Source organism: Pantoea sp., assembly GCF_028283705.1.
Lineage (GTDB): Bacteria > Pseudomonadota > Gammaproteobacteria > Enterobacterales > Enterobacteriaceae > Pantoea.
In genome coordinates, this window is the sequence record NZ_JAPWKD010000002.1 from 109673 (window position 1) to 127884 (window position 18212).

Annotated in this window: 15 protein-coding genes and 1 pseudogene; 5 read left to right on the forward strand and 11 right to left on the reverse strand. The window is 52.9% G+C overall.

Features of this window, described 5'->3' with window-relative positions; translation table 11 throughout:
• The first annotated feature begins 16 nt into the window (after positions 1-16).
• Positions 17-1084: a porin OmpA gene (ompA, locus tag PW844_RS01595; protein WP_084873740.1), complete on the forward strand. Its 1068-nt coding sequence runs from the start codon at positions 17-19 to the stop codon at positions 1082-1084.
• A 64-nt stretch (positions 1085-1148) separates the two neighbouring features.
• Here ompA and matP read toward each other — a convergent pair whose 3' ends face one another.
• On the reverse strand, positions 1149-1616 hold the full coding sequence (gene matP / locus PW844_RS01600) for a macrodomain Ter protein MatP (protein WP_139810901.1): 468 nt from the start codon (positions 1614-1616) through the stop codon (positions 1149-1151).
• A gap of 53 nt (positions 1617-1669) precedes the next feature.
• On the opposite strand from matP, the pseudogene PW844_RS01605 reads away from it, so the two are divergent.
• Together PW844_RS01605 and fabA are read left to right on the forward strand one after the other, a co-directional pair.
• Positions 1670-3531: pseudogene (locus tag PW844_RS01605) on the forward strand (AAA family ATPase).
• Between the two features lie 66 nt (positions 3532-3597).
• Positions 3598-4116 carry a bifunctional 3-hydroxydecanoyl-ACP dehydratase/trans-2-decenoyl-ACP isomerase gene (fabA, locus tag PW844_RS01610; protein ID WP_084873737.1) on the forward strand — a complete coding sequence of 173 codons (519 nt, stop codon included), beginning with the start codon at positions 3598-3600 and terminating at the stop codon, positions 4114-4116.
• A gap of 150 nt (positions 4117-4266) precedes the next feature.
• Here the strand turns inward: fabA and rmf are convergent, their stop codons facing one another.
• The 6 genes from rmf to rlmKL form a co-directional block, all read right to left on the reverse strand.
• Positions 4267-4434, reverse strand: coding sequence for a ribosome modulation factor (gene rmf / locus PW844_RS01615; protein ID WP_013508548.1), 168 nt, complete (start codon positions 4432-4434; stop codon positions 4267-4269).
• A 278-nt stretch (positions 4435-4712) separates the two neighbouring features.
• Positions 4713-5279, reverse strand: a complete 567-nt coding sequence (gene pqiC / locus PW844_RS01620; protein ID WP_299446046.1) for a membrane integrity-associated transporter subunit PqiC — start codon at positions 5277-5279, stop codon at positions 4713-4715.
• Positions 5276-6919, reverse strand: a complete 1644-nt coding sequence (pqiB, locus tag PW844_RS01625; RefSeq protein WP_299446048.1) for an intermembrane transport protein PqiB — start codon at positions 6917-6919, stop codon at positions 5276-5278. Before pqiB ends, pqiC begins: the two co-directional genes overlap by 4 nt.
• Positions 6891-8174, reverse strand: coding sequence for a membrane integrity-associated transporter subunit PqiA (gene pqiA / locus PW844_RS01630; RefSeq protein WP_299446784.1), 1284 nt, complete (start codon positions 8172-8174; stop codon positions 6891-6893). Before pqiA ends, pqiB begins: the two co-directional genes overlap by 29 nt.
• 17 nt (positions 8175-8191) lie before the next feature.
• Positions 8192-10108 (reverse strand): ABC transporter ATP-binding protein, encoded by a 1917-nt coding sequence (locus tag PW844_RS01635; protein ID WP_299446051.1) that lies wholly within the window; start codon positions 10106-10108, stop codon positions 8192-8194.
• Positions 10109-10113: 5 nt separating this feature from the next.
• Entirely contained in the window at positions 10114-12228 is a 2115-nt protein-coding gene (gene rlmKL / locus PW844_RS01640; protein WP_299446054.1) for a bifunctional 23S rRNA (guanine(2069)-N(7))-methyltransferase RlmK/23S rRNA (guanine(2445)-N(2))-methyltransferase RlmL, read from the reverse strand.
• Between the two features lie 109 nt (positions 12229-12337).
• Here rlmKL and PW844_RS01645 point away from each other — a divergent pair, with 109 nt between their 5' ends.
• Positions 12338-13447, forward strand: coding sequence for an MOSC N-terminal beta barrel domain-containing protein (locus PW844_RS01645; RefSeq protein WP_299446058.1), 1110 nt, complete (start codon positions 12338-12340; stop codon positions 13445-13447).
• Positions 13448-13451: 4 nt separating this feature from the next.
• Here the strand turns inward: PW844_RS01645 and PW844_RS01650 are convergent, their stop codons facing one another.
• The 4 genes from PW844_RS01650 to PW844_RS01665 all read right to left on the reverse strand — a co-directional run bounded on the left by PW844_RS01650 (position 13452) and on the right by PW844_RS01665 (position 17661).
• On the reverse strand, positions 13452-13994 hold the full coding sequence (locus tag PW844_RS01650; RefSeq protein WP_299446061.1) for a cell division protein ZapC: 543 nt from the start codon (positions 13992-13994) through the stop codon (positions 13452-13454).
• A 154-nt stretch (positions 13995-14148) separates the two neighbouring features.
• Positions 14149-15159 (reverse strand): quinone-dependent dihydroorotate dehydrogenase, encoded by a 1011-nt coding sequence (pyrD, locus tag PW844_RS01655; RefSeq protein ID WP_299446064.1) that lies wholly within the window; start codon positions 15157-15159, stop codon positions 14149-14151.
• 134 nt (positions 15160-15293) lie between these two features.
• On the reverse strand, positions 15294-16595 hold the full coding sequence (locus tag PW844_RS01660; RefSeq protein WP_299446067.1) for a flippase: 1302 nt from the start codon (positions 16593-16595) through the stop codon (positions 15294-15296).
• Between the two features lie 58 nt (positions 16596-16653).
• Positions 16654-17661 carry a glycosyltransferase family 2 protein gene (locus PW844_RS01665; protein WP_299446070.1) on the reverse strand — a complete coding sequence of 336 codons (1008 nt, stop codon included), beginning with the start codon at positions 17659-17661 and terminating at the stop codon, positions 16654-16656.
• A 325-nt stretch (positions 17662-17986) separates the two neighbouring features.
• Here PW844_RS01665 and PW844_RS01670 point away from each other — a divergent pair, with 325 nt between their 5' ends.
• A complete protein-coding gene (locus tag PW844_RS01670) occupies positions 17987-18196 on the forward strand; it encodes a hypothetical protein (protein WP_299446073.1) in 210 nt (69 codons plus the stop codon).
• The last annotated feature ends 16 nt before the right edge of the window (positions 18197-18212 follow it).

Sequence of the window (18212 nt, forward strand, 5' to 3'; positions counted from 1 at the left end):
GATAACGAGGCGCAAAATGAAAAAGACAGCTATCGCAATTGCAGTGGCACTGGCTGGCTTCGCTACCGTAGCGCAGGCCGCTCCTAAAGATAACACCTGGTATACCGGTGCTAAACTGGGCTGGTCTCAGTACCACGACAAAGGTAACTACGGTAACGGTTACGTGAACAACGACGGTCCGACCCATCAGGATCAGCTGGGTGCAGGCGCATTCCTGGGCTACCAGGCTAACCCGTACCTGGGCTTCGAGCTGGGCTATGACTGGCTGGGCCGTATGCCTTACAAAGGCAACAACATCAATGGCGCATTCAAAGCACAAGGCGTTCAGCTGGCTGCTAAACTGAGCTACCCAATCACTGACGATCTGGACGTTTATACCCGTCTGGGCGGCATGGTATGGCGTGCTGATTCAACTCAGAACAACAACGGCGTTCGCATCAGCGATCACGACACCGGCGTTTCTCCGCTGGCTGCTGTTGGTGTTGAATACGCACTGACCCAAAACTGGGCTGCTCGTCTGGACTACCAGTGGGTTAACAACATCGGCGATGCTGGCACCGTTGGCGCACGCCCTGACAACAGCATGCTGAGCGTCGGTGTTTCTTACCGTTTCGGTCAGGATGAAGCTGCTGCCCCGGTTGTAGCTCCGGCTCCGGCTCCGGCTCCGGTTGTTGAAACCAAGCGTTTCACCCTGAAGTCTGACGTTCTGTTCAACTTCAACAAAGCTACCCTGAAACCAGAAGGTCAGCAGGCTCTGGATCAGCTGTACAGCCAGCTGAGCTCACTGGACCCGAAAGACGGTTCAGTCGTTGTTCTGGGCTTCACCGACCGTATCGGTTCAGAGCAGTACAACCAGAAACTGTCTGAGAAACGCGCTCAGTCTGTTGTCGATTACCTGGTTTCTAAAGGTATCCCGTCCAACAAGATCTCTGCACGTGGTATGGGCAAATCTAACCCGGTTACTGGCAACACCTGTGACAGCGTGAAAGGCCGCAATGCCCTGATCGACTGCCTGGCGCCGGACCGTCGCGTTGAAATCGACGTGAAAGGTATCAAAGACGTGGTAACTCAGCCGCAGGCTTAAGTTCACTCGCGCTAAAAACCCCGCCTGGGCGGGGTTTTTTATTGCTGTTTATCAGAAACGAAAGCTATTCGTTCTCTGCGCCATCTTTTCCCAGAATTGCCTGTAAATCCTGCTTCAGCGTAGACATCTGGCTGGCATACTTCTCTTTACGCTCCGCATCTTCAATCAGCTGCACAATAGTGTCAGAAAGGGTACTACTACGACGTTGTGCTAACCCTGCCAGACGCTGCCACACCAGATATTCCAGGTCGATGGATTTCTTCCTGGTATGCTGATGCTCGGCATTAAAATGGCGTTTCCGACGTGCCCGGATGGTCTGCTTAAGACGATTATCCAGATCGGGATGAATATGCTGGGCAATCCATTCGTTGACCTCTACCGGGCTATTTTCCATCGACAGCAAGGCATCGACCGCGACCTGGGCTGCACTCAGTTCCAGATGACGGGTGATCAGCTCACCTTCCCGATGCTTTTTCACCAGGTATTTCCACTTCCATCCACTTTCAAGATTTTCGAGTTGCTGGTATTTCATCGGAATCTCATCGTGATCACGTAACAAACTAAGAATAACAGCTTTTTTCCCGGATGCAGCAAGGAAAAACATGTTGCAACCGTCACAATTCGGGCCGGAACTCCGCAGTGCTTAACCCAGTTGATTCCTGTATAATCGCGCTTTTCCCGAATCTGACGAATGGAATATTTTGACCAGCTCTCAACTCACGTGGCAAGCCCTGCAGCCGGATAGCACCCGCTACCAATCCATTTTCTCTGACGTCTCACTGGAAGATAGCGATAGTCTGGCTGCGGTCCAGCCGCGTCTGCTGAATGCGCTGGCGCATTTGCATCATCAGCAACAAGGATTACCACTGCTGTTGTTACGCAGCCAGGAAAATAACGATTACCTCGCCTGGATTGCCAGTGCTGCGCAGCGTTTCCAGCCAGAAACGGCAACCCTTACGGGGGGTGATTATCTGGTTATGGGCGACAATGTGAGTCTGCTGCCGCCGACTGACAGCAGCCGACCTTTTACCAGCCGGGGCGGCGTGCATTATGCCGACTGGATTGAATTTGAACAGCTTTTCGGTTGCGTGCGTCAGTATAAAGATCGTATGCAGCTGGAGCCGGGGTTATTGCATCGTGCTAACGGTGGCACGCTTATTCTGAGCGTAACCACGCTGCTGGCACAGCCATTGATGTGGTTACGCCTGAAAAAAAGCGTCGAATCAGGCCGTTTTGACTGGTATTCGCAGGATGAGCGCCAGCCATTGCCAGTCGCTATTCCTCCTCTGCCCCTCCGGTTGCGCCTGATTCTTTGCGGCGAACGTGATGCACTGGCTGATTTTCAGGCGCTGGACACAGAAGCGCATGAGATGGCGCTTTACAGTGAGTTTGAAGAAAACCTCCAGGTGCTGGATGAAGAAGACATGACCTCCTGGTGCCAGTGGACACTAAACCTGGCACGTCAGGCCGGCCTGCCCGATCCGGAAGAGGACTTCTGGCCGCTGCTGATCAACGAGGCGGTACGCAACACTGGCGATCAGGATACGCTGCCACTTTGTCCACGCTGGCTGCGCCGCCAGATGCAGGAAGCGGCGTTGCACGGTGACGCACTCAATGCCGAAGCGCTGAAAGACGCACTGGAAGCTCGCCAGTGGCGGGAAAGTTTCCTCGCCGACCGTATGCGTGATGAAATTCTGCTCAATCAGATCATGATCGAGACAGAAGGTGAAGCGGTAGGTCAGATCAATGGCCTTTCGGTCATTGAATTCCCGGGGCATCCGCGTCCGTGGGGCGAACCTTCCCGTATTACCTGTGTGGTGCATCCGGGTGATGGTGAATTCACCGATGTCGAACGCAAAGCAGAATTGGGTGGCAATATTCATGCGAAAGGCATGATGATCATGCAGGCCTATCTGATTGCAGAACTGGAACTGGAGCAACAGCTCCCCTTCTCTGCTTCACTGGTGTTTGAACAATCCTATTCTGAGGTTGATGGCGATAGTGCCTCTCTCGCCGAACTGTGCGCCCTGATCAGTGCACTGGCTAATCAGCCGCTGAATCAGCAGATCGCCGTTACGGGTTCTGTGGATCAGTTCGGCAATATTCAGCCGGTTGGCGGCCTTAATGAGAAAATTGAAGGTTTCTTCAGCATTTGTCACGAACGCGGTCTCACCGGCCAGCAGGGCGTGATTTTGCCCGCCAGCAACGTGCGCCACCTGAGCCTGAATACCGCGGTCGTTGAAGCGGTAGAACAGGGCCAGTTCCACATATGGGCAATTGAGCGTGTAGATGAAGCCCTGCCATTGCTGACAGGCGTGGAGTGGCAAAGTGAGAGCGGTGATTCACTGCTAAGCACCATTCAGGAACGTATCGCTCTGCTTAACCAGCATGAAACACGTCAGCGTCCGTGGCCATTACGTTGGCTTAACTGGTTTAACCACAGCTGATAGCATTGCCCAGCGTACAACTGTTCGCTAATATTCGGGCTTCACTAAATAAGGCTTATTGAGAACATGGTAGATAAACGCGAATCCTATAGCAAAGAAGACCTGGTTGCCTCAGGTCGCGGAGAACTGTTTGGCGAAAACGGACCGCCGCTTCCATCAGGCAATATGTTGATGATGGACCGCGTGGTCAAAATGACTGAAGACGGCGGTAAATACGACAAAGGCTTTGTCGAAGCCGAGCTGGATATCCGCCCCGACCTGTGGTTCTTTGATTGCCACTTCATCGGTGACCCGGTGATGCCGGGCTGTCTGGGTCTGGATGCTATGTGGCAGCTGGTTGGCTTCTATCTGGGCTGGCTGGGTGCTGAAGGTAAAGGCCGCGCACTGGGCGTGGGTGAAGTGAAATTCACCGGACAGGTACTGCCGACAGCAAAAAAAGTGACTTACAAAATTCACTTCAAACGTGTCATCAACCGCAAACTGGTGATGGGCGTGGCTGATGGCGAAGTATTTGTCGATGGCAACCTGATTTATGCTGCGACAGACCTGAAAGTGGGCCTCTTCAAAGACACCACCGCTTTTTAGTCCTCCTGACTTTCCCCTAAATACTTTGAGTTGCAGGAAGGCGGCACGCGAGTAAAGCCAACGCCCATGCAACCTAAAGTATGACGGGGAAAACAAAAACCTCCGCACTAAGCGGAGGTTTGTTCCTTACTCGATGAACATCCGGCAGTGCTAGGCCACCGCCGACCTGTCCTCCATGGCCTGTCGCCAACCTCCCAACCAGTGAGACCGTGCGTCGATCATTTGGTACGGGCAAATCTCTTTTGAGCGTCCCGTAATGCCGGCCTGATAGCCACGTGAATGTGCTCGTTCCAGGCGGTCTCTTTTCTGTCTCTTCATACCTCGTTTCCCTCATTTCAGGTCTGGTGGAATCTGGTGGAAAGATAGAGTGGCGAATTAATGTTCAACCACTCTAACGTTCTAACCCCAGAGGCGGAAAAGATCAATGCGCAAAATTCACGCCAATGTCATAAATTTGACCTGAAACCGACATCACAAAATGAGGTAAATTTTCAGAAAAATCGCTTATCTGGCTGATTAGGCAATAAAAAAGCCCCTGATTTTTTTGCCACACGTTGATGACAAATCAGGGACTTAGCATAAGCTTCAAACAAATCTTAATTTGGCGTGATCGCACTATTCGCAATTTGCTGAGCAACCTGCTGCCAGCCGAGCGCCAATGTGCGCACCAGCGCATCGTAACCGTCTTCCGTTTGCGGCAACGTCAGATTAAAGCCGTGTTTGATAAGCCGTCCTTGATGTTGCAGCACCCATTCACCGCTCACAATCGCCTTGCCATCATAACGTCCCTGGAAACCGGTCACGTTCACCGTCAGCGTGTCGTGCGTTTCACCCAATGGCGTACCGGATACCAGGCGCCCTGGCAATGCGCGGCTCAGATTATTGATCAGCGTTTGCTGCAATTGCTGGTCGAGCGGACTGGCCCACAGATTATTAGCGGCAATAACGTATTTCACGTCGCTGGTCTGGTACACCAGGCCATTACCCGCCAGATAATCCGGAACACTGACCTGTTGCACCCAAAGCATCGGTTGCCCACTGCTGGCATCGGTGCTGACAGGTGCCATACTGGCACCCGCAGGCAGTTGGTAGTAAGTGGTTTCAATGGTGCTGCTGCAACCTGCCAGCAGCAGCATCGCCCCAATCATCAGCCCTTTCTTCACTGTTTCGCCCTCTTCGGCTGTGGATCCTGGCCCGGTTTGGCTTCAAACACCAGCGCGTTGCTTTTGCTATTCAAGGTCTTCAGCACCGGCTGCAATTCACGCAGCACCTGGTCCAGTCGCTGCATATCGCCCACCAGCTTGTCATAGGCTGGCGATCCCGGCTGCAGCCCTTTCATGCTGCGGTTGAGTTCACGCAGCGTTTGCTGCATATCCGCTGGCAGCGTCTTCATCGCCGGACTACCGGTGATCTGATTGAGGTTGTTGAGCGTTTTCTGCAGCTGCTGCAGCGTGCGCTGGCTCTCCTTCAGGGTGCCGGTTGCCTCATTGATCATCGGATTGAGCGGCAGGTTGTTGATCTTATCGAGCGCTGCCAGCAGTTTCTGTTGAATCTGGCTCAGACCACCACTCACCGTTGGGATCACTTCAAGCCCGGCCACTTTTTCCGGCCCCTGATAAGGCGCAACGTTGTCGTAAAAATCCAGATCGACATATAACGCACCCGACAACAGGTTACCGGTTTTGAGGGTGGCACGCAGACCGCGCTTTTTCCCATCCTGCAAATGCTGTTCGATATTGAAATCACCACCAAGACGACTGATAAAGCGATCGGGTTCGATGCGGATCAGTACCGGTACACGATAATCCGTGTTCAGTGCCTGGTTAACACCAGGGATGGTATAAGGCACCTGCGCCACCGTACCGAGACGAATTCCCCGGAACTCCACCGGCGCACCGACTTGCAGGCCACGGATCGAATCCGTAAAGAACATCAGGAAGTCGATATGGTTGGTATACAGCGAATCCTGGATACTGCGCTGATCGTCAAACAGATGATATTCCGCTTTATTCTCCGCCGCCTGCCCCAGTTCCCAGCCATCCGGTACATCAAAGCTGACGCCACCGCTGAATAGCGTCGTGAGTGACCCCATTTCCACACGCATACCCGAAGATGACATATCCACCGCAATCCCGCTGTCCTTCCAGAAACGGACATTGGTGGTGACCAGCCGGTCATAAGGCGCAGAGATAAACAGCTGATAGGTCATCATGCGTTTTTCCGTATCGAAAGTGCTGGTTTCGACCGTACCGACACGATAACCACGGAACAACACCGGATCGCCCGGATTGAGTTGCCCGGCTTTTTTGCTGTCCAGCGTGACACGAATGCCTTTGGCATCCGGTGGAGCCAGTGGCGGCGCATCCAGCAATTGATAGGATTCCGGCTTATCACCCTTAGTACCCGGCTGCAATTCGATATAGGCGCCGGATAGCAACGTACTAAGACCAGTAACCCCCTCACGGCCAATCTGCGGTTTGACCACCCAGAAAGCGCTGTCGCCGTGCAACAGTTTATCCATACCGGAATTCAGCCGCGCTTTGATCTCCACATGATGCAGATCGTCAGTCAGTACCGCGCTCTCCACCACGCCAACATCCACGCTGCGGCTCTTGATGGTGGTTTTACCCGCTTCTATACCCTCGGCATTTTCGGTAATCAGTGTCACTTCCGGCCCCTGATGGCTGAAGTGGTAAAAAAGAATCCATCCGCCGATTAACAGCGTGACAATGGGTACAATCCAGACCGGCGACCAGCGTTTAATCTGATCGACGTTAGCAACTCCCTGATGATTGTCCGTCAAGACGCGGCTCCTTACGTTCGGTTTTCCGTACACGATCCCAGGTCAGACGCGGATCAAAAGCCAGCGCTGCAAACATGGTGAGAATCACCACCATGGCAAATAACAGCGCGCCTGGCGCCGGGTAAACACTCATCAACCGCCCCATCCGCACCAGTGCAGAGAGAACAGCGATAACAAACACATCAATCATTGACCAGCGGCCAACAAACTCCACCACCTCATAAACCAGGTGCATCTTCTCGCTATCATGCTGCCCGCGTCCACTGGCATCCCAGCACAGCCAGCCAATCGCCAGCATTTTGAGCGAAGGCACCATGATACTGGCGATAAAAATCACCAATGCCACCGGCCAGGATCCGTCACTCCACAGCAAAATCACCCCTGCCATGATGTTGGAGGGATACGCCGTGCCCAGCGTCTCCGTCACCATAATCGGCATAATATTTGATGGGAGATACAACAGCAGAGAGGTTACCAGCAACGCCAGCGTCCATTGCAGGCTGTGAGGCCGTCGGGCGTGAGCCACCACACCACAACGGCTGCACGCCTTACGCTCGATGGGCATGATGGCGGTACAACATGGACAGCGGCGCATCCCCTGCTGTATACCGCTGATACCCGCCTTTGGCGCGTGTGGTAAGGCAGGCAATGGCGCAATGCGCTGCCATACCCAGCGGCGGTCCACACACTGGAAGGCTCGCAATTGCAGCACACAAAACAGGCACCACGCCCAGAAGCTGCTGCCGAGACCAATCTCGCCATAGGCCATCAGTTTGACAAAACTGACCAGAACGCCTGCCATGAAGATTTCCGCCATGCCCCAGTTACGTAACTGGAACAAAATGCGCGCCAGCACCAATCGCAGGTGGTGTGGCATTCTGACCTTATTCACCAGCAGAATGATGGTCACCATGCAAAATGCCGGAATGCCCTGAACAAACAGCAGGAACAGGCTGGCGAGGCTGCTGTAGTCCTCGCGCACCATGACATTCGGAATTTCCGGCAGTGAGATCTCACTGCTCAGGCCTGCAACGTGCATATTGACGAAAGGAAACAGATTGGCCAGCACCAGCATAAACAAAGCCGCGATCGCATAACCGGTAGGCCGCTTACGCGGCTCATGCCAGTTCGCCGTTAATGTGGTGTGGCAGCGCGGGCAACGCGCCCGGCTGCCTACCGGCACAACTGGCAGTTTTACCGTTAAATCGCACTGTGGACAGAGTATCCACGACTGCGCATCATCCGCTGCACACATGCCGGTTTCCTTCTGCATTAAGCGCCGTTTTTCAGCGCTTCCAGTTCTTCCCAGCGTTCAAACGCCGTTTCCAGTTCCTGCTCGGTCTGCGCCAGCGCATCCAGCACCGGCTGCGTTTTGTCATGTGGCTGGCTGAAGAAATCCGGATGGCTCATCTGCGTCTGCAACTCGCCAATACGGGTTTCCAACTGTTCCAGCTTTTGCGGTAACTGCTCCAGCTCACGCGTCAGGTTATAGCTTAGCTTGCCTGAACCCCGTTTGTTGGCATCATTTTTCTCAGCCGTTTTTTCAGCGCTGGCGCTGGTTTTCACCGCCGACGCGGTTTTCAGCTGCTTATACGCCGCACGCTGTTGCTGGGCATCATGATAACCGCCCACAAAGGCACCAATCTCACCGTTACCTTCAAAGATCCAGCATTCGGTGACGGTATTATCCACAAACTGACGATCGTGGCTGACCAGCAGCACGGTGCCCTGATAGCCGTCAATCAACTCTTCCAGCAACTCCAGCGTTTCCACATCGAGGTCGTTGGTCGGTTCATCGAGAATCATCAGGTTGCTGGGCTTGAGGAACAGGCGCGCCAGCAGCAGGCGGTTACGCTCACCGCCCGACAGCGCACGCACCGGCGTCATGGCACGTTTTGGGTGGAACAGGAAGTCCTGCAAATAGCCCAGCACATGGCGCGGTTTACCGTTCACCAGCACTTCCTGCTTACCTTCAGCCAGGTTATCCATCACGGTACGGTCCGGATCGAGTTCCGCGCGATGCTGGTCGAAGTACGCCACTTCCAGCTTGGTACCGGAATGCACACGGCCGCTGTCTGCCTTCAGCTGTTGCAGCATCAGGCGCAGCAGCGTGGTTTTCCCGCAGCCGTTAGGGCCAATCAGCGCAATCTTGTCGCCACGCTGCACCTGCGAAGAAAAATCCTTCACCAGCACTTTGCCATCGACGGCGTAGTCAACATTTTCCAGCTCAAAGACGATTTTGCCGGAGCGCGAAGCTTCACCCACCTGCATATTGGCTTTGCCCATCACGTCACGGCGTTCAGAACGCTCACGACGCAGCGCTTTCAGGGCGCGAACACGGCCTTCGTTACGGGTACGACGCGCTTTGATACCCTGGCGAATCCACACTTCTTCCTGCGCCAGTTTGCGGTCGAACTCGGCATTTTGCAGTTCTTCTACACGCAGCGCTTCTTCTTTGCCCAGCAGATACTGATCGTAATCCCCCGGCCACGAGACCAGCTTGCCACGGTCGAGATCGACAATGCGTGTCGCCATATTGCGAATAAAGGAGCGGTCATGCGAAATAAACACGATGCTGCCGGTAAAGGTTTTGAGGAAATTTTCCAGCCAGTCGATGGTTTCAATATCGAGGTGGTTGGTTGGTTCATCCAGCATCAGCACACGCGGATTGCTGACCAGCGCGCGACCCAGCGCCGCTTTACGCAGCCACCCACCCGACAGCGACGACAACTCGGTATCGGCCTGCAAACCAATTTTTTCCAGCACATCATTGATACGGCTTTCCAGCTGCCACAGGTTCTGGTGATCAAGAATCGCCTGCAGACGCGCCATTTCGTTGAGATTTTTCTCGCTGGGATCTTCCATCACCACATGGGAAATGGCGTGGTAAGCCTTCAGATGCTCGGCCTGTTCTTCCACCCCTTCTGCAACAAAGTCATACACCGAGCCGGTAATATTGCGTGGCGGATCCTGTTGCAGGCGCGCCACGACCAGGTCGGTTTCATAAATAATGCGGCCATCATCCAGCGGTTGTTCGCCGTTAATGATTTTCATCAGCGTGGATTTACCGGCACCGTTGCGCCCCACCAGACAGACGCGCTCGCCTTCTTCAATATGCAGTTCGGTATTATCCAACAGCGGCGCATCGCTGAACGACAGGTAAGCGCCATGGATACTGATCAGTGACATAAAACTTATTCCTTACCGGCGTGGCTGACCAGCCAGCAGTTGTGAATGTGACGGTTGCGGGCAAAATCCTGCGACTGGGTTTTCTGGGTGATATCCTGCGCTTGTAAGCCCAGGCGCTGCAACCCGTCGAGATCCATTTTGAAGCCGCGCTTGTTGTTAGAAAACATAATGGTACCGCCGCGACGCAGCAGACGCTTTAGGTTCTGCATCAGCATCAAATGATCGCGCTGCACGTCAAAATCGTCTTCCATCCGTTTCGAGTTGGAGAACGTGGGCGGATCAATAAAGATCAGATCGAACTGTTCATCGCTTTCGCGCAGCCAGCTCAGGCAATCCGCCTGCATCAGGCGATGCTGACGCCCCGTCAGGCCGTTGAGACGCAAATTGCGCTCTGCCCATTCCAGGTAGGTACGGGACATATCCACCGTGGTGGTGGATTTCGCGCCACCCAGACCGGCATGCACACTGGCGCTGCCGGTGTAAGAAAACAGATTGAGGAAATCTTTACCCTGGCTCATTTTACCCAGCATCTGACGTGCGATGCGGTGATCGAGGAACAGGCCGGTGTCGAGATAGTCCGTCAGGTTAACCAGGAAGCGCGCGTTAAATTCCTGAACTTCAAAGAAATCACCCTTCTCACCCAGTTTCTGATACTGGTTTTTGCCTTTCTGACGTTCGCGGGTTTTCAACACCAGACGATTTGCCGGGATCTCCAGCACGCTGAGCGTCGCGCTGATCACATCAAACAGACGCTGACGCGCTTTGCTCGCATCAACGGTTTTTGGCGGCGCATATTCCTGAATCACCACCCAATCGCCGTAGCGATCCACTGCAACGTTATATTCCGGCAGGTCGGCATCGTACAGGCGATAACAATCAATATTTGACTGACGCGCCCACTTCTCCAGCTTTTTCACATTCTTGCGCAGGCGGTTGGCATAATCATCAGCAATCTGTGCCGAACTTTCGCCACTGCTGGCCGCCAGCTGATAATTTTTCTGCACACATTCCAGCGGACCGTTTTTCGCTTTGAACTGGCGATCGGCACGCAATGACAGGCAACTCAGCAGTTCTGGCGAGGCACTGAACAACGACAGGTTCCAGCCACCAAATTGCTGCTTCATGATGCGGCCCAGCTGGCTGTGCAGCGCAATCAGCGCAGGCTCACTTTCCAGACGCTCGCCATATGGCGGGTTGCTCAGCACCGTGCCGGTCACATCGCCTGACAGCGGATTATGCAGCTTCAGGACGTCCTGCTGGGCAAAGGTAAAGAGATCGGCCACACCGGCGCGGCGCGCATTGGCTCGCGCCCACTCCAGCACGCGGCCGTCGTTATCGTAGCCAAAGAAACGGGCACTGGTCGCTTCCGTTCCCAGACGCGCACGTTGCATCGCTTCGCTACGCAGTTCCTGCCACAGAGTTTGATTGTGTTTTTTCCAGCGGTTAAAGCCCCAGCGTGAACGCAGCAAGCCCGGAGCGCGATCGCAGGCGATCAACGCCGCTTCAATCAGCAACGTACCGGAACCGCACATCGGGTCGACAAGCGGGGTGCCGTTTTGCCAGCCAGAACGCAGCACAATCGCCGCCGCCAGATTCTCTTTCAGCGGAGCCTGCCCGGTTTGCTGGCGATAACCACGCTGGTGCAGGGCATCGCCACTCAGATCCAGTGCGATGCTGACGCGATCTTTATTCAGCCAGGCGTTGATACGAATCCCTGGCTGCTCACGATCAACATTCGGACGCGGCAAATTCTGGCGGGTAAAACTGTCCACGATGGCATCTTTGATACGCAACGCGCCAAACTGACTATTACGGATCACCTCGTTGGTGCCGCTGAAATGAATGGCAAAGCTGGTCTCGCTGTCAAAGATGTCGCACCACGGAATGCTCTGGGCGCCGACGTAAAGATCGAGATCGCTCCAGACGCCGAATTCTCCCAGCGGCAGTAAAATACGTGAAGCCAGGCGGCTCCACAGCAGGCTTTGGTACATCACGCGGTCGTCGGCCTCAAAATGGACACCGCCCTGCACCACCTGCAAATCCTGCGCACCCAGCGCGTCCAGCTCAGTTTTAAGCAGTTCTTCAAGCCCGCGCGCCGTACTGGCAAACAGAGAATTCATATCGTCACTTCTACTCCTGATAAAATTGTTGCGCATTATAGCGAATCAGCGTCCTATGTCATAAAGTTAGCTTCTTTTTGTCCAGCATGACGGCTTTCAGGGAGTGGTGATGATTACGTTGTCCCGTCTGTTTATCCATCCGGTAAAATCAATGCGCGGTTTGCAACTGTCGCATGCCCAGGTAATGGAGAGTGGCCTGGCCTTTGACCGCATCTTTATGGTTACCGAAACCGATGGCACCTTTATCACTGCCCGGCAGTATCCGGAAATGGTGCGTTTTACCCCTGCGCTGCTGCCCGATGGCCTGTTTTTGCAGGCACCGGACGGTAGCCAGGCGTTAATCCGCTTTGCTGATTTTGCTGCCGTAGACGCCCCTACTGAAGTCTGGGGTAACCATTTCACCTCACGCATCGCCCCGGCAGAGATCAACCAATGGCTGAGTGGCTTTTTCCCTCGCCCGGTCCAATTGCGCTGGACCGGATCGCAGCCGACCCGCCGGGTAAAACGCTTTGATCAGGTGCCGCTCAGTTTTGCGGATGGTTTTCCTTATCTGCTGGTCAATATGGCTTCATTGCAGGATCTGCAACAACGTTGCCCGGCCAGCGTTCGTGTCGAACAGTTCCGCCCTAACCTGGTGGTCAGCGGCGCGCAGGCGTGGGAAGAAGACAGCTGGAAAAAGTTAACCATTGGCGATATCACTTTTGAGATGCCGAAGCCCTGCAGCCGCTGCGTGTTTACTACCGTCGGCACCGAAAGCGGGCAGAAACATCCCCAGGGTGAACCGCTGGCCACGCTGCAACGCTTCCGTAGCGCCCAGGATGGCAGCGGTGATATCGATTTTGGTCTGAATTTGATCGCCCTGAACAGTGGCGTGATCCGCGTTGGCGATCAGGTCACCATCATTGAAAAACAGTCCGCACGCCGCTACGGTGCCGGTCAGGTAGTGGAAACCCTGGCCCCTGTGACCAGCAATCTGAGCAACGTCACCATTGGCTATCAGGGCACCGAATTTACCGGAGATAATCAGCAAGTGCTGCTGGAACAGCTTGAAATGCAGGGTTTTCGCATTCCCTACTCCTGCCGCGCCGGTATCTGTGGCAGCTGTAAAATGACGCTGGTAGCAGGTGAAGTGAAAGCCTTAAAGAAAAGCGCAGTGCGTCAGGATGGCACCATCCTGAGCTGTAGTTGTATTCCGGCTGGCGATATCGAGCTGGCGTAACGCGTCACACCGCCCGGGCAAACTGGGCGGAAGATTCGGGCTTACAAGGTTGCAGACGATCGTTCATCACTTTGATCGCATCCCCCAGCACCATGCCTTTACCGGCTACGGTCAGCGCATGTTGTGCCAGCAAACAAAGCGCGGCATTTTCTCCGCTTTCCACCACCAGCAATTGCGCCTGTTCACCGCTGTCTGCCAGGGTCACTGCCACCATATCGCCTGTGACGGGTTGCCAGCTGTGGGCATGGCTGGTGAAGTGCCAGCTTTTCGGCATCAGTGGTTTCAGAAAACGGCTGGCGACCAGCGCATTTAATACCAGCTCGGCGCGATGATCGCTTTTTAATCCACTCTGACGACAACGTTCTTCAAAGGTAAAATAAAGCGCGGCGTCATCAACGCAAAAACCGCTTTCATTAAAGGCATCCGGGGTCAGCATTTTGCGTGAGAAGCGCGAGCGAAATAACATGCCATCGGCCAGATCAAGCATCATCCGGTCATGCTCCGCGTCAAAATACCAACGCCAGTTGTCATCGGGTTTGATTTTCATGATGTGCCCTGTGGTTCATCGCTGCGCAAAATTACGCTTCACAGCAAAAGGAAAATAACGCTAAGGAAAAAGCTGAAAAATACACCAGCAGGACAAAATATAAACGAGCCAGAGGGATAAATAAACCCCCTGGCGCGGGAATGTGGGAAATGTCTTAGAGATGGGTCACGATATCTTTAATTAAGCCAGGACCTTTATATATAAATCCGGAGTATATCTGGACCAGCGTGGCACCTGCGGCAATTTTTTCCCGTGCCGCCACCAGCGAATCAATACCACCCACACCAATAATGGGCAGACGTCCCTGCAACTCCTGTGACAGGCGGCGGATGATTTCGGTGCTGCGATTCTGCACCGGGCGACCACTTAAACCACCGGCTTCTTCGCCGTATTTCAGGCCGCTGACCAGTGAACGGTCGAGGGTGGTGTTGGTCGCAATTACACCATCAATTTCGTGGCGAACTAAACTGTCAGCAATCTGGATCAACTCTTCTTCAGAAAGATCCGGCGCGATCTTCACCGCCACGGGAACATATTTAAGATGCCGTTCCTGCAACTCTTTTTGTTTTAATTTGATGGCTGCCAGCAGATCATCCAACGCTTCACCATATTGCAGCGTGCGTAATCCTGGGGTGTTAGGTGAGGAAATATTGATGGCAATATAACCCGCGTGGGCGTACACCTTTTCCATGCAGGTCAGATAATCATCTTTCCCCTGCTCGACCGGCGTATCTTTATTTTTGCCAATATTGATACCAAGAATTCCTTTAAAATGCGCCTTTTTAACGTTCTCAACCAGGTAATCGACACCCTGATTATTAAATCCCATACGGTTGATAATCCCTTCCGCTTGCACCAGGCGGAACATACGCGGCTTATCATTACCGGGTTGCGGGCGCGGTGTGACGGTACCCACTTCGACAAAACCAAAACCCATCGCACCAAAGGCATTAATGCATTCTGCATTTTTGTCGAGGCCGGCTGCCAGTCCAAGGGCATTGGGAAACGTCAGCCCCATGCAGTTAACCGGACGCGCGGGTAAAGACTGGCGGATAAACCCTTCCAGCGGGGTGCCGCTGATAAAACGCAGTTGATGCAAGGTGAGTTCGTGCGCACGCTCTGGATCGAGCTTAAACAGCGCCGGCCGGACGATAGGATATAACATGCACTCTCCTGAATGGCGGAAGCTTCGTGAAAGTCGGGGTGCACGGGAAATTGTGCGCCAGAATGGTAATGGCCTCTGGCACAAAAGTAAATTGCAGCGCGAGGAAACGCAGGCCGAATTGACCTGCATCATCATTAGCTTGCGGCGTCTTTAATTGGTGTGGTGGTGGCAGAGGGATTACGCAGATACTCACGCAGAATCCCGTGGCGAGCCATCACCCAGAAAATCCCGACGCAGACGAGGAATTCGGCAATCACCATCGACCATGCCGCGCCTATGGCACCGTATTTCCACGCCAGAAAGGCACAGACTGGAATATTGATGACACCCGGGCCGAGCATCACCAGCATACGCTGACGCGCCAGGCCATGGGGGATCAACACCTGTAATCCTGCCGGGTAAGCAATGTTGCCAAACAGGAAACACAACACAAACACACGCAGCACGTCAGCCGAGGCAACAAATTCCGGGCCGAGCAGGATACGGACCACTTCATCAGCGAAGAAATACGTGAAGATCACAATCCCAAAGCTGAGCAGAAACGAGATCAGCAAACTTTTGCGTGTCGCCGCGATGGCTGCTGCCTTATCACGCGCAAACAAATAACTGACACGTGGAAAAAACGCGTTGCCAATCTGTTCCGGCACCGAGTTGGCTGCCTTACGCAGGCGATCGGCCCCGTTATAGATCCCGATGGCATAATGCGAGGTAAAGGCGGCCAGAATCACCACGTTGACGCTGTTAAATAAATTCGCACCGGCGATGGCGATAAAGACGTGCACGCTGTCTTTCAGGCGTTGCATGATTTCACTGGGTTCGAAGCGGTAGCGACCAATCACCTTCATCTTCAGCACAAACCGCAGGGTAATCAGCGCGCTGATAATTGACACCACACCCGGAATCATCGCCGCCAGCCAGGTATCGTTCGGGGTTTTCACCAGCAGAAACGTCAGCGGGATGGCGCAGAAATTGCCAAAGGTGGCAATCACCGCCGTTTTACCGAGCTTCTCAAAGCCCTGCATCAGCCAGCCAAAGGAGAACAACGACCCCAGCAGCGTGGTGCAGTTCGCCAGTACTATCCAGAACAGGAAATGCCAGGACGGATTTAACCAGGTAGCGAGTAACAGCACGCCGCTGGTTGAAAGCATCAGCATCAATTTTGCATTGAAAGTTGACCAGAATATCTGCGTCACCCGGACTTTATCCTCACGATGGTGAGCAATGTCCTTGGTGGTATAAACGTTAAAACCCCAGTCTGAAATGGTGCTGCAATAAAGCACGCAGGCGATGGCCAGCGCCAGCACCCCCATTTGATTGACGCCGAGTATTCGCGCCAGATAGGGTAAGGTGACTAAAGGAAAGAGAAATGACGCTCCCCGATAGGCCAGCAAAGATAAAATATTAATTACTAAACTCTTATCGAGTGTTTTTGCCATGACGCAACAACCTTAATGCTTATACCAGTAATGACTTTCGCACTTATCCCAGGTGCAATCAAACCACCGGAACACTTTTCGGAATAAGGCTGTTTTTCTTCAGCTCTTTAATCACTTTGTAATTTTGCAGACGGATAAAAAGTTCCGGATGATTCAACAGCAACCACTCTTTAAAACCGGCTGGTTTGATTTCACGGCCAAGAAAACGAATAGCATTAATCACGTAATAAGGCACTGGCGTGCGGTTATAAAGCGAGAGGTAAATCATCAGGCGGAAAGAATGTAACAAATATTCTTTTTGTAACTGATTGCGCCGGTTATTTTTTTCAAGTGACGTCATTAAATCGTGATACGCCTGCATAAAAGCGTGGTAACGCTGCAGAAAATAATCACTATTTTTATGTCCATGGGTTAATGACCCCTGACGGACACGTTGCTGATAATAACTTTTCTCACTGACCCAGGCATGGCGACTTTTCAGAAAAGCGCCAAGGCTGAAACAGTGATCTTCATGCACCCGGTGCTGGAAGCGTAGCTGATATTTATCGATAACCGAACGTTTCAACAGGTAGTTCCACGCCGCTGAGGTATAGGTTCCATTGCGTAATAAAGAGGAAAACACCTCGGATGCAGGTTGCAGCCCCGTCAGCTCATGTTTCACTTTTGCTGAAACGCGGTGTGGCAGGTCATGGTCGAACGCCACTGAATTAAAACAGAACAACTCTACCTGCGGATGCGTTTGCACCACCTGCTGTAATTCGCTGACCAACCCCGGCGCCACGCGATCATCCGGGTCACAGAAAAACAGAAACTCCCCCTGCGCCAGCTCAATACCTTTATCACGCGCTAACCCAGCCCCGCCGTTGGGCACGGTAATAATCTGAACCTGTGGCAGGTTGGCATAATGCTGGTTAAGAAGATGCAGCGTGTCATCGGTAGAACTGTCGTTAACGATAATGATTTCATTAGGCGCGGATATTTGCTGTAACAGAGAATCCACACATTCAACAATATATTTTTCTACGTTATAAGTCGGGATGATAACGGAAAGTAGTTTCTCTGACATAAGCACTCTCTTTTTTAACAACCTGGTAAAAAGAAAAACAGCAATCACATCCATGTGCGCCAGAACGCACGGAATGCATCATCAAAAGAATCATTTAGCGCTAGCTTAATCAGAGCTCTGGCGTTTTGACAGTTCCGTTTTTTTCCCGTACCTGACAGCAGGCAATTAAATGATTACCAGCCGTGAAGAATGCAGTTTTTATTTTTATTCTGTTGAGTTGTGGTTTACTTCCTGTTTCGGGCTTAAATCTTGCCATTTGTAATTTAAGACAAAAATACGTGAATATTCATCCCAGACACTTTTTTCTCAGACCAGGAAAAAATGGATGAATTTGATACCAGAAGAAACAAAAAGACATAAGTGCAACACAGAAGGTATCAGTTTGATGATTGTTTTTATGGGAGATTCTCACCAGACTCTTTATATTGTCATGTTTCAATCTGGTATGGTGCAGACATCCCTTCTGCGCGGTGCCGATACACTTTTTATCCTTCTGTACACTAATAAAACCGCCAAAGCGCATTTTATTGCTTAAACGGAATGAATCATTT

Excerpts from the sequence above, each read along its gene's own strand:
- fabA (WP_084873737.1), top strand. The coding sequence starts at position 3,598 with ATGGTAGATAAACGCGAATCCTATAGCAAAGAAGACCTGGTTGCCTCA.
- rlmKL (WP_299446054.1), bottom strand. The coding sequence starts at position 12,228 with ATGAATTCTCTGTTTGCCAGTACGGCGCGCGGGCTTGAAGAACTGCTT.
- PW844_RS01645 (WP_299446058.1), top strand. The coding sequence starts at position 12,338 with ATGATTACGTTGTCCCGTCTGTTTATCCATCCGGTAAAATCAATGCGC.
- matP (WP_139810901.1), bottom strand. The coding sequence starts at position 1,616 with ATGAAATACCAGCAACTCGAAAATCTTGAAAGTGGATGGAAGTGGAAA.
- rmf (WP_013508548.1), bottom strand. The coding sequence starts at position 4,434 with ATGAAGAGACAGAAAAGAGACCGCCTGGAACGAGCACATTCACGTGGC.
- PW844_RS01660 (WP_299446067.1), bottom strand. The coding sequence starts at position 16,595 with ATGGCAAAAACACTCGATAAGAGTTTAGTAATTAATATTTTATCTTTG.
- pyrD (WP_299446064.1), bottom strand. The coding sequence starts at position 15,159 with ATGTTATATCCTATCGTCCGGCCGGCGCTGTTTAAGCTCGATCCAGAG.
- PW844_RS01650 (WP_299446061.1), bottom strand. The coding sequence starts at position 13,994 with ATGAAAATCAAACCCGATGACAACTGGCGTTGGTATTTTGACGCGGAG.
- pqiA (WP_299446784.1), bottom strand. The coding sequence starts at position 8,174 with ATGTGTGCAGCGGATGATGCGCAGTCGTGGATACTCTGTCCACAGTGC.
- PW844_RS01635 (WP_299446051.1), bottom strand. The coding sequence starts at position 10,108 with ATGTCACTGATCAGTATCCATGGCGCTTACCTGTCGTTCAGCGATGCG.
- PW844_RS01670 (WP_299446073.1), top strand. The coding sequence starts at position 17,987 with ATGAATTTGATACCAGAAGAAACAAAAAGACATAAGTGCAACACAGAA.
- PW844_RS01665 (WP_299446070.1), bottom strand. The coding sequence starts at position 17,661 with ATGTCAGAGAAACTACTTTCCGTTATCATCCCGACTTATAACGTAGAA.
- ompA (WP_084873740.1), top strand. The coding sequence starts at position 17 with ATGAAAAAGACAGCTATCGCAATTGCAGTGGCACTGGCTGGCTTCGCT.